Source organism: Companilactobacillus huachuanensis (genome assembly GCF_005404815.1).
GTDB lineage: Bacteria > Bacillota > Bacilli > Lactobacillales > Lactobacillaceae > Companilactobacillus > Companilactobacillus huachuanensis.
In genome coordinates this window covers 38,967-50,429 of the sequence record NZ_BJDF01000001.1, presented here as the reverse complement: position 1 = coordinate 50,429, position 11,463 = coordinate 38,967, and the positions used below count along the sequence as shown (strand labels likewise).

Sequence of the window (11,463 nt, the reverse complement as noted above, 5' to 3'; positions counted from 1 at the left end):
CTTTTACCATTTCAGCAATATTTTGTTTATCAATAAATTCAATGTTTTTTCGCTTCATAAATGAAATTATCGTTGATAGCATCTGACGTTCTTTAGATTTTGGCCAATAATACTGACGCAAATCTAGATAGACCACTTGATTAGTTTTTGTCGTAATTATCAGATGAAATCCCTCATTCATATATTGACCACGAGATGACGCATACCCACCATGGGTCGTTATCGTAGCGTTGGGATTAACTTTTAATAGATCTAATTTTACTTCAACCTTTTGCATATCTTGATAGGAAATAAACTCAGTTTTGCGAGCATGAAATAGAGTTTTGATAGGAATTAATACCTCATCCAAACTGTTATAAACGTCCTTATCATTAGCCACATAAGTGATTCCTGTCTTCTCCAGAGTCCAATACGTGTAGTAGCGTTTGAAATCAAATGGATAAAACAATATTGCCATCATATAGGCTGCAAACGCTCCTAAAAAGGGCACATAAAATCGATGAAATCCTGAGAAAATCAGTCCACCCAAAATAATCATCGCCACCAAAAAAACCACTGGCCATCGATTTTTGGGTTTTCCATAATTGAATGGGAAATGCAGGTAAGGTTCACCAGTAATCAACTCATCCAATGAAATATCCAGCAAGCCACTCAGCGAAATCAAATTATCGATACTAGGTAAATTTTCCCCAGTTTCCCACTTTGAAATTGATTGCCGAGAAATACTCAATGCTTCAGCCAATTGTTCTTGTGACAGGTGATTATTATTTCGATATTTAACAATATTATCTGCTAATGCCATCGTTTTCACTTCCCTATACCTAAATTATAGGTACTAAATTAAGGAAAATGCACGCACTTTCTGCTTGCGGCGTTATATAACGCTCATTTAATCATGAACGCCCCAACAACTAAGCAGATAACACCAATGATTAACGACGAATAGACACCCATAAATACGTATGGTTGAGGATTTTTGACATTCTTTTTGATATTGAAATACATTTTACGACCAACGTAGATTTGATAAATTCCCATTAAAATAACCACAATTCCAATTAATTCTATTCCCATATTGGTGCCCCCTTTTTCCTAATCATAAGCTTATTTTCAACAGTATTACATCCATTTGAAAATAAGGTCGAAACTAAGAAAGACTAATCCGATACCAAAAGTGGAACCAACTAAAAGCAACCATCTCGCAGTTTTAGGGAATTTATTTTTCGGTTCTTTTCTAATTTGGCAAAACGACTTTACCGTCAAAAAAATCTCGATACATCCAAAAACCAACGCGATTAAAGCAAGGAAATCAGCCATACTGATCACTTCTTTCTTCATATTAACTAAATAATAGTGTCAACTAATTTATAAGAAAAGATTCGACCATAGACATACTGTCTGGTGTTCTCTCGGAATCGTTTATGTAGCCGTATCCAGAGCTGAGTATTCTTCACATATTGAAATGTTTCAACGAAATATGCGAGCTATCTATGATTTATGCTTATTTCAGCAATTGATGACAAAAAAGAAGCCATTTTCTACCAGGAAATACCTCCTAGGTAAAAAATAGCTTCTCTTCTTTGTTTCTAATTAAATAACAATCTATTTTGAAAAGTTCTTAATTAATAAGCATATTTAAGTGGTTCTTATAACTTATTTAATAACGGAAACCCCGTCGGAAGAGCTGAGAAATATTTATGGGCAGTGGGAGTGATGTTATGGCTTTAGCCATTACATCACCGGGCGTGTTTGGAGACTTGACGAAATGTGTCAAGGCTTCAAACCGAGGTTCGAGACCGCTCCTCAGGCTCGGACCGGTCCGCACAGCAAGTGAATATTTCTCAGCTCTGGAGACGGCACATTTGAGCAATCACATAAAACCACTAAGAAAAATACCTTGAAAAATTGAACATTGAACCAATCAATGAAACAGTACCGATAACTACCATTATCAGGGAAATAATACCTTGAATCGTGCAGACATCATTCCACGGGAAATCGGCCAAAAATGCTAGCCCTAAGATGCCTATCCAAAAGTATTTTCCTTTATAAAAATCACTATTGAATCTCACAATGGTTCCCCTTCCTTACTCTTTTTATTAAATTGATAATACTCCCTAAAGATATTTTTGTGCCAACTTAATCATCAACGTACGTTTTTCGCTCATGAACGTCGATTATTGGTCAGTTTCAGCTTGATTTTTCAAAAGATATAGACCAACACCGATTGAAATAAAAATTCCGATTGCATCAATTAGGCATGCTATTGGAAAAATATTGTTTGGCACATCGGCATAACGATACATACCCACTTTAGACATTTCCGTCAAAGTCCAAAACATAATTGATACCGCTGATCCCAAAATCAATAGATTGAAAATTGTCGCAATTACTTTTTTATTTTTAAATGATAAAAAATCACTAATATAATTCATTGCTAAATGAACCAAAGTACTTCCTGTCCAAATCAACAAGACTGCTAATATAATTAAGGCTAAGTCTTTCAACAATAATTCCACGCGAATATTATCGGAAATAATGGTATGAAAAAAAACATCATTTCGCATGTAATAGTACAGTGATCCTAGAAAAATTGCCGATTCAATCAAGCCAAAGTAAAAATAAATCAAACAAGTTGTCAATAAATTGCTAAAGTATAACTTACTTTCAGATATCGTTACCGACCGATAACGATTACTGGAAAAAACTTGCTCATTGGCACGAACTAATAAAACGATACCGATAATGAAAAATGCCGTAGCACTAATTATCATAATTCCAATTGGATAGTTTCGATCCAACTGTACATTCAATTTATCCATCCCAATTATGACGGCAACTTCAACAATATTAATAAGCAAAATCAAATTGATGAGTTTGAATTTACTCCAGATTAATTCTTTACTTACACCCAGTAAGCTACTCATATTAATGGACCATCCCATAGTCTTTATTTTGTAGTTGTTCTAACGAATCGTTTCTGTCCATCTCTTCAATAGATAGATATTTAATGCGGTAAATATTGCAATCCAAATTGCGGTAATACCAATACTTATCCAAATAACATTTGTAAATTGGCCTAATGTCGTGATTCCTTGTGAGCTACTGTAAATTCCAGAAAAAACTTTTCCAGTTGTAAAGTTAAAAATCATTATTCCAATTACAGCAACGACTAGATATAGAATAAAATTAACAAATTTTTGACGAGCAAATGGTAAAAATCCACTGATCCAATTGATTACGAAATGAACTGCAGTTATACCCGACCAAACTAAAATAATTGTTAAGACCAATAATAGAAGAACTAATAAGACAATTCCCATCGAACCTGTTGGTTGACCAGAGGTTAAATCAAAATCACTTTGACCACTAATAAAGTACAAAATTGTTCCAGTCACAACTTCCAAAATTTGAAGATAGATGAAAGCTGCAAAAGTTGTCAAAATGTTGCTGAAATAAAGTTTGGTGTCGGATGTTGGAATTAACCGATAATTGTTGCTTGTAAAAACTCGTTCATTATTCCTTGCTAACAAGATAAATCCAACGAAATTCGCCATACTCATACTAAACACAAATGTTGCGAAGAAATAACTGGGGATAATTTGTCCATCCCAACCACCAGTGAAAATTCTTAATACATCAATGACAACTAGAAAAATCAAATCTACAATAATGATCCAATTCATCATCCGCCACTTGTCACTAATTAGATTTCTAGTTAAACCCATAAATTCGGTCATTTTGTAACACTTCCTTCGTAAACCTGCTCATAATACTCTTCAACACCCAAGTGATATTTCTCTTGAATGTCTTCAACTGAACTCACTTGATAAATAGTTTCATCTTTAATGATAATTACATCATCTAATAAACTTGCTATCTCGGTAACATAATGGTCACTAATAATGATAGTTGAATCTTCTGTCTTCCAACGAATAATACTACTGATGATCTTCTTTCTGGACATACTATCGATTCCGCTCAAAGGCTCATCTAATAAATAGAGCTTAGTTTCACGAGACAAAGTCAAAGCAATAATCAGTTTCCCTCGTGTTCCGGTCGAAAGAGATGATATTCGTTTATCTTCTTCCAATCCAAGATAATCAGCGATTTCCAAATACTTTTCCTTTGAAAAGTCCGGATAAACATTTTTATAGAATTTAACGATATCGCCAATCTTTGTATTCTTACCAAAACCATTTAACTGATCACTAAAACTGACATTTTGTTTAATTTCACTTTTCTTACTAACATTGTTAACCGTTATAACGCCTTCAGGGATTGAATTCACTCCCGCAATCAAGCGCATCAAAGTAGTCTTTCCGGCACCATTCTCACCAAGCAAACCAATAATTTTACCACTGGTTAAGTTCAAATTGACGTCTTTTAAAATTGCTTTGTTATTCTTCTTATAATTCAAATTATTAACTTTTAACAAGTCTGTCATCATGACGCCCCTTTCCTAATTAGTTGTTTCTGACTTTTTATTCAATAAATAGAGATTAATAACTGTGAAAATCGCAATCCAGATAACCATCATTGCCATACTTAAGTACATAACTCGAGTGACCGCCGCAAAGCTGTTATCCATTCCATTAATACCCATGATTCTTAGAACATTACTGGTAATATAATTGAAAGGTATCATAAATAACCAAACGACAATCACGGCAACAATAGCTTTGACGAAATTTTGATTTCTAAATGGCAGAAAATCATTGACCCAATTGATCAATAAATGTAACGCCGTTACTCCAGTCCAAACGACCAGAACACCCAATATAAAGGTTAACAGAACTTCAGATTTGAAGAGATACTGTTGAGTTGAATTAAAACTTCTGATCATAAATTGATCATAATCATTGGGGAAAAATGCGTTGGCAGCAATATAAAACAGCAATTCACCAACTATTAAATAAATCAATGATAAAAATGATGTTAACATGTTGCTGGAATAGAGGGTGCCATCATTAATCGGTATCAGACGATATTTATCAGTTAGGTAAACTCGTTCATTTGCGATAGCTATCATCACAATTCCAACAACCATCGCTATGAAAACGTATCCTGTAAAACTGGTTATTTTTGATACGTGAGTAAAGAACTTCCATAATTGAACAACTAGCAAGATGAGAATCTGAACTCCAAAAATCAGGCTAATCAATTTAAATCTATTCTTTAGTAAGCCTTTGCTAACACGTCCTAAACTACTCATCATTCAGTCCCCCTTCATAAACTTTTTCGTAATACTCTTCAATTCCCAAGTGGTATTTGCTTTGAATTTCTTCCACTGGACTAACTTGATATACTTTCTGATCCTTTAGAATTACGACATCATCCAAGAGACTCGAAATCTCCTTAACATAGTGTGAACTGATGATAATGGTTGAATCGTCACCTTTCCACTGGATGATACTTTTGATAATTTTCTTACGGGCCATAATATCGACTCCGTTCAACGGTTCATCTAATAAATAAAGTGGTACTTGACGTGCTAAAGTCAAAGCAATCACTAACTTTTCTTTCGTACCAGTTGAAAGATCAACTAGTTTATCATCACAAGAAATTTCTAAATATTTGGCCATCTCTTGATATTTTTCAAATGAAAAGTCCGGATAAATGTCGATGTAAAATTTCAAAACATCTCTGACCTTAGCATTCTTCTCTCCGAAACTCTTGCTAAACCCATCTAACGAATAAGTTGCACTGACACATGACTTTCGAGCCGCTTTATTCTCGACTCCAGCAACACTGATTTGACCAGAACTTTTGGCATTCACACCGGTGATCAAACGCATAAGAGTCGTCTTTCCAGCCCCATTGGCACCGAGTAATCCGATAATCTTGCCATTATCTAGACTAAGATTAATATCGTTTAAAATTAACTTATTGTTCTTTTTATAATTCAATTTGTTAATTTCCAATACCTTGCTCATGGTTGACCTCCCGCTGTTTAACATAATTATTAAAACTATTCATAATCTCTGTATCATTCATATTTAATGAATGTAATTTATCGTACGTTGCATCAAACATCTCCGTAACGATATGCGTTTTTAATTTTTCCACAATTCCGGTATCCTCAGTCACAAAATTACCTTTACCACGTTGAGGTATAACGACATCTTCTTCAGTCATTTCCTTCAGTGATTTTTGAACGGTATTTGAATTAGCGGAGAATTGGACAGCCAACTGTCTAACTGAAGGCAGCTGTGATCCTAATTCATACTGATTGCTAATAATTTTGCGATACAAAATATCCTTGATTTGGAGGTAAATAGGTATGTTATCAATATATTCCATCATTTCACCCTCTTACTGTTCTACTACACTAATACAGTACAACGGATGCTGAAAAAAAGCAATTGATTATCAACGATTTTTATTTTTATTTTTGACAATATGTCCATTCCCTTTAACGGCCACGTTTCTACGGTGATGTTATATTTAGGGCAACAATTGGAATCAATTGAAAGAACTGATGTATCGTGCTCAAATTTGGAAAAAAAGTTAATTATCGACCGTTAATAATCAGCGGTGTCACAGGTGTAGCTATCGGTCTTCTTTTCGGGATCAACATTTCCGTAACCTTAGGAATAAAAATTGCCATCATTATCTCTTTGATAATGTATTTTGGACATTATCTTTTCGTGTTACCGGTAATCTTCAATTATTGGGTTTCCGACAGCAAGTTTATTCGTTATAACGATATAAAGCCGTTTCGAAAAAGATTAATTGCTATTTTATTACCAAATCATTCTCCAGTTACCGTAATTGTTAAAAGTGATATTCGTCATATATCCGTTGTTGGGCTACCCAAACATGACACATCTTTAGCATCGGAACTGATTTTATCGGAGGAAGGTGGATTAATGTATAACTTATTTCTAATGGTAAATGAACCTGTTAAAGTACGATTGATCATGAAAAATGGCAATACGATCGACTTGGATATTTCCCGAGACTATGTTAGACATCCGCACGAAACATTGGGTAAACTCCGAATTTTTCTCAAGGAATTTAATCCCAAAATTTTAGAACTATCTGGTGAAACTGAAAATTTACTCAAATTACCAAAGTTAATATGACATTGTCGTTACAGGCCTAGAACTAATTTATTTAAATAATCAGAAATCTTTTTTATTTTGCAAAATTTTCATTTTAAAATAGTTGGAAGAACTTTCAACCTTTAGTCAAATTAAAAAAAGAAGAAGATTACAATGATATTAATTCAAAGTAACCTTCTTCGTTTATTCAAAAATCATTTATATGCTTATCTCTGTGGAATCGGTTCAGTAAAACTATAAAATTGTGATTTGTCGTTGAAATCTCCACTATTCATACCATTCCAGCTGGCGCCCTTCGACAAATCTCCCAATTCCATCAATGCCCTTTCTTCATCCTTTGATAAAACAACTCGGCTAAAACCCTCCACATAAATATATTTTACTAGCCGACTGATCAAAACTGAGGGATCCTTAGCATTATCAATTTTTACATAAACTTGTTTTAAGACATCAGTAATATTTAACAAATGGCTCGATTTTTCAGAACGTTTCATAAGTGAATCATACAAAATTCGAATGTTTTCCTTAGCTGTTTCTCTAATTTCAAGATTTTTTTTCATCATATTTTCTCCTTAAAACAATGGACTCTTTATTACAAACAAGACTACGCCGCCGATTATGAAAAATAATCCAAATAGCAAACTATACCAAACCGTTAAAGCCGAAAAATTAGATGTCGTCTTATTACCGTTGTGTTGAATCACTTTAACGTACTTAATTGAATTAAACATCTGATACATCCCAAATGAAACTGCTAAAATACCAAAGACATAATTCCAAATCATTTTAGACGCTTCCCTTCTTGCTCCTTGACTCCAAGATAGCATCCCAAGAATTGTCCTGAATCAAAATATCTTGAATACCATATTTTTTATTCCTGAATGAATTCAGGAATAAATTTCCCCATTTCATGATATCTTTATTTTTAGTGATTAATTATATGTGATAATTAATCTATTGATATAGGTAGGGGGGATTCGATGATTTATATAGATCCGACGATTAACGTCATTGGTCACGTATTGTCAGGACTAATTTTTTTCTGCGTCTTTAGCAGCATCTATCGACCTCAAAAAAATTATCTTCTTCTAATATCTTCTTGTTTAATCGTTATAACGGCCTTCTTCCTTCCCAATTACGCCTATTTCATTGATGCCATAGTGCTGTATTTAATTTTTCAATGGCAGCAGAAATCTAAACTGCTACTAATTAATACAATTCTCTTAAGTTCCCTGATTCAACTGCTGGCCGAAACATTGGCTAATACGACCGCACTCTTCTTCACTGTTGAAAGAATTTCGACTAAAACACTCTGGGGCAGCATACTATTCGTTTCTGGAACTCTTCTAATTCAGCTTGTCATTTCCGTAATTTTCGTTGTTTTATATAAACATTTTAATATCGAAGAGAATTGGAACATTGCTCACTCAGCTCTATTTGGCCTTTTAATTGCCTATTTATTCATAGTTATCTTCTTTTTCATGCGAATAATTCAGCACTATCGAGCTTATTCAGACTTAATCTCCGGAATCATGCTCTTCATTCTGATTCAATGTTTCTTCATCGTTATTGTCTTTCTCAAAGGCAGCCAAACTCAGGCTGAAACTTATACTCGTGAGCTGACTAAAGAACAACTAAAAAATCTCAAAATGTATACTGATCAACTGGAAACCGACCAGATTAAACTTCGTGGCTTTGAAAGAAACTATAAAGGTACGATTTCTAGTTTAAGAAAAATTGCTAAAATTGGCGATTACCAAGAGATGAGGACTTCTTTAGGGAACTTGGAAGATTATTCCAACAGTTACTTCGACAATATTTCGATGCAACTGTTTAAGGACCTCAACAACGTCCAGAACCCCTATCTAAAGAGCCTTTTAATCAGTAAACTCACACTAATTAATCAAAATAACATCACTTGTCATTTCGAATGTCGCGATGCCGTTAACGATGGTCTAATAAATATTTTTGATCTCGTTCGACTTTTGGGAATTTCAATCGACAACGCAATTGAGGCCACTAAGGACCAAAGTAATGGCGAAATTCAAATTGCAATTATTCAAGAAGTGACACAACTATCATTTGTCATTAATAACACGATTGAGGAAAAAATCGATATTTCTGACATGATGCAAGAAGGTTTTACTACTAAGCAGCAGCACTCGGGGTTAGGTATGGTCAATGTTCAAGATATCAAAAAGAAGTATCCAAACTTGTTTGTTCAGTACCGTAAAAATGACACGTGGTTTAATCTAAATCTTGTAATTATTAAATAATTTGGGGAGTATATATGACGTTATTTCTTACCGGGCCGCACTTAATGCGAATCTGCTTTGCCTGGACAATTTTCTACTATACATTCAGTTTAATTTATCATTCTAAATTTTCTATCCAACGCAAAACACTCAGTTATGGGGCACTTTTGTTAATTTCTATTACCCTAAATATCTTTTTATCCGGTTACGCTAATTTACTCATTGCGATAATTATTTATTTTGTACTCTGGTCCAATAAGAAAATCGATTATTACCTCATCAATATTATTTTATTGAGTTTTCTCATCAAATTTCTCGCTATTATCATTCCTAGCCCAATTCTGATGAATTTTTTCCCCAATCCAGATGTGGTCTCATATGGTTTCAATCTGACAATCAATTTGATAGAATTCATCTTCTCAATTACATTTGTTTATTTCTATAATTACTTCAAACTAAATAATTTCTTTCAATCACGCCAAAATCCGATGACCTGTATCGTACTCGGTTACGTCTACATTATCCTTTTCATGTTTCTCAAGCTAACTCAACATTTCCGAGCATATGCCGGATTAATTACTGGTGTTTTTATTTTTATAGTCATCCAATGTATTTTCATTATTTTGATCTTCAGTTTTGCTAGACGTCGTCAACGTAAAGTCTATCGGGATCGTTTCTCTGAAGAACAAGTGAAAAATCTGAAACTATACACTGATCAATTGGAACGAGATCAATTAAAATTGCGTCATTTTAAACACGATTATAAAAACTTACTTTTCAGTTTAAAAACTGTAGCCGATCAAGAAGATTATTTTGCCATGAATCAAGCCCTGGATAATCTCGAAAATTATTCTGATGATTATTTGAATAATTTATCGATGGATTTATATCACGATCTCAAGAATGTTAAAAATCCTTATTTGAAGAGTCTCCTGATCAGCAAATTAAATACCATCAATCAAAAGAATATCGTCTGTTTTTTCAATTGTACCGATCAGGTGGATAATTTACCGATTAATATTTTTGACCTTATACGCCTATTAGATCAAGCTATCGACAACGCAATTCATTTTACCGAACAGCAAGAACACGGCAAAATCAAATTGGCTATCACTCAGGAGAATAATCAACTGGCATTTTTGATCAATAACACATTAGCCAATTTACCAACTACTGAACGGGAACAAGACTATTTAGACCTACTTCATGTCAAAGAATTAAAGAAAAAAAATTCCAATGTCTTTATTCAACACAGTAAAAATGCTAAGTGGTTTCGATTCCACATCACATTAATCACCCAGGAGGATAAAAAATGAGTTACCCAATCATCATGTGCGAAGACAATCAAATTCAACTGCAACAGTTGGATAAATTGGTTGAGAATTATATGATATTTCACAGTGACCTCTTCAAAGTAGCGCTGGAGACTGCTGACCCACAGCAAGTCATTGATTATTTGGACAAGTTTGAACCTAAGAATGGAATTTATTTTCTTGATATTGATTTACAAGCCGAAATTGATGGTATCCAATTAGCGGCAATTATTCGAAAAAAAGATGTTCAAGCTGAAATCATTTTCGTTACGACTCACGATGAACTTGCTCCATTAACTTTGAAACGAAAAGTGGCTGCTCTAGATTTTATTGAAAAAGACCAGCCTTTAGACGATTATCGTCAAGAAATTTACGACACTTTAGACTATGCCAAGCAAATTATCGACGAAACTCGTTCGGTTCAAAAGAAGGGGTTCTCATTTGAGGTCGGCAGCCAAGTTTACAATTTAGACAAGTCCGAAGTTATCTTTCTTGAAGCTTCAGATATTCCACACCGTTTGAACCTAGATTCAACCAACGGCAAATTTGAATTCTATGGCAAATTAACTGAATTAGAAAAGAAATATCCGTTTTTATTTAGAATTAGTCGTTCTTGTTTGATCAATCCTGAGAACATTCATCACGTGGACTTTGCAATTCGAGAAGTTGGCTTCAATGACGGCACGACCCAAAAATTTTCTATTGGTAAATCTAAAAAGCTCAAAAATATCATCCAAGAAACACTTTAATTCCATTCAGGAACAAATCCACCCTATTTCAAGATATCTTCATTCCTGTGACCTCACCTAATGCTAGATTATAGGTGTA

At 33.9% G+C, this 11,463-nt stretch carries 15 protein-coding genes; 4 read left to right on the top strand and 11 right to left on the bottom strand.

The window, feature by feature from the left end; translation table 11 throughout:
• The 9 genes from FFM71_RS00255 to FFM71_RS00215 form a co-directional block, all read right to left on the bottom strand.
• Positions 1-802, bottom strand: an 802-nt coding sequence (locus FFM71_RS00255) for a helix-turn-helix domain-containing protein (RefSeq protein ID WP_137610350.1), incomplete at its 3' end; no start/stop codon positions are given.
• 83 nt (positions 803-885) lie between these two features.
• Positions 886-1,074, bottom strand: coding sequence for a hypothetical protein (locus tag FFM71_RS00250; RefSeq protein ID WP_041500953.1), 189 nt, complete (start codon positions 1,072-1,074; stop codon positions 886-888).
• A gap of 809 nt (positions 1,075-1,883) precedes the next feature.
• Positions 1,884-2,072 carry a hypothetical protein gene (locus FFM71_RS00245; RefSeq protein ID WP_137610172.1) on the bottom strand — a complete coding sequence of 63 codons (189 nt, stop codon included), beginning with the start codon at positions 2,070-2,072 and terminating at the stop codon, positions 1,884-1,886.
• A 105-nt stretch (positions 2,073-2,177) separates the two neighbouring features.
• Positions 2,178-2,927, bottom strand: coding sequence for a hypothetical protein (locus FFM71_RS00240; protein WP_137610171.1), 750 nt, complete (start codon positions 2,925-2,927; stop codon positions 2,178-2,180).
• Positions 2,928-2,966: 39 nt separating this feature from the next.
• Positions 2,967-3,740, bottom strand: a complete 774-nt coding sequence (locus FFM71_RS00235) for a hypothetical protein (RefSeq protein ID WP_137610170.1) — start codon at positions 3,738-3,740, stop codon at positions 2,967-2,969.
• The gene (locus FFM71_RS00230) at positions 3,737-4,447 is read right to left on the bottom strand and encodes an ATP-binding cassette domain-containing protein (protein ID WP_137610349.1); all 711 of its coding nucleotides are present in this window, start codon (positions 4,445-4,447) and stop codon (positions 3,737-3,739) included. Before FFM71_RS00230 ends, FFM71_RS00235 begins: the two co-directional genes overlap by 4 nt.
• A 15-nt stretch (positions 4,448-4,462) precedes the next feature.
• Complete coding sequence (locus FFM71_RS00225; protein ID WP_137610169.1) at positions 4,463-5,218, bottom strand: hypothetical protein; 756 nt, start codon at positions 5,216-5,218, stop codon at positions 4,463-4,465.
• Positions 5,208-5,936 carry an ATP-binding cassette domain-containing protein gene (locus FFM71_RS00220; RefSeq protein WP_137610168.1) on the bottom strand — a complete coding sequence of 243 codons (729 nt, stop codon included), beginning with the start codon at positions 5,934-5,936 and terminating at the stop codon, positions 5,208-5,210. The genes FFM71_RS00225 and FFM71_RS00220 overlap by 11 nt, the downstream gene beginning before the upstream one ends.
• Positions 5,914-6,306: a GntR family transcriptional regulator gene (locus FFM71_RS00215; protein ID WP_223876440.1), complete on the bottom strand. Its 393-nt coding sequence runs from the start codon at positions 6,304-6,306 to the stop codon at positions 5,914-5,916. Before FFM71_RS00215 ends, FFM71_RS00220 begins: the two co-directional genes overlap by 23 nt.
• A gap of 182 nt (positions 6,307-6,488) precedes the next feature.
• Between FFM71_RS00215 and FFM71_RS00210 the strand changes: the two genes are divergently transcribed.
• A complete protein-coding gene (locus FFM71_RS00210) occupies positions 6,489-7,088 on the top strand; it encodes a hypothetical protein (protein WP_137610167.1) in 600 nt (199 codons plus the stop codon).
• 185 nt (positions 7,089-7,273) lie between these two features.
• Here FFM71_RS00210 and FFM71_RS00205 read toward each other — a convergent pair whose 3' ends face one another.
• Together FFM71_RS00205 and FFM71_RS00200 are read right to left on the bottom strand one after the other, a co-directional pair.
• On the bottom strand, positions 7,274-7,630 hold the full coding sequence (locus FFM71_RS00205; RefSeq protein ID WP_223876439.1) for a bacteriocin immunity protein: 357 nt from the start codon (positions 7,628-7,630) through the stop codon (positions 7,274-7,276).
• Between the two features lie 9 nt (positions 7,631-7,639).
• Complete coding sequence (locus tag FFM71_RS00200) at positions 7,640-7,852, bottom strand: hypothetical protein (protein ID WP_137610166.1); 213 nt, start codon at positions 7,850-7,852, stop codon at positions 7,640-7,642.
• 195 nt (positions 7,853-8,047) lie between these two features.
• On the opposite strand from FFM71_RS00200, the gene FFM71_RS00195 reads away from it, so the two are divergent.
• From FFM71_RS00195 to FFM71_RS00185, 3 genes are all read left to right on the top strand, one after another.
• Positions 8,048-9,343 carry a GHKL domain-containing protein gene (locus tag FFM71_RS00195; protein ID WP_137610165.1) on the top strand — a complete coding sequence of 432 codons (1,296 nt, stop codon included), beginning with the start codon at positions 8,048-8,050 and terminating at the stop codon, positions 9,341-9,343.
• Positions 9,344-9,489: 146 nt separating this feature from the next.
• Positions 9,490-10,638 (top strand): GHKL domain-containing protein, encoded by a 1,149-nt coding sequence (locus FFM71_RS00190; RefSeq protein WP_223876438.1) that lies wholly within the window; start codon positions 9,490-9,492, stop codon positions 10,636-10,638.
• Entirely contained in the window at positions 10,635-11,384 is a 750-nt protein-coding gene (locus tag FFM71_RS00185; protein WP_137610163.1) for a response regulator transcription factor, read from the top strand. The genes FFM71_RS00190 and FFM71_RS00185 overlap by 4 nt, the downstream gene beginning before the upstream one ends.
• The last annotated feature ends 79 nt before the right edge of the window (positions 11,385-11,463 follow it).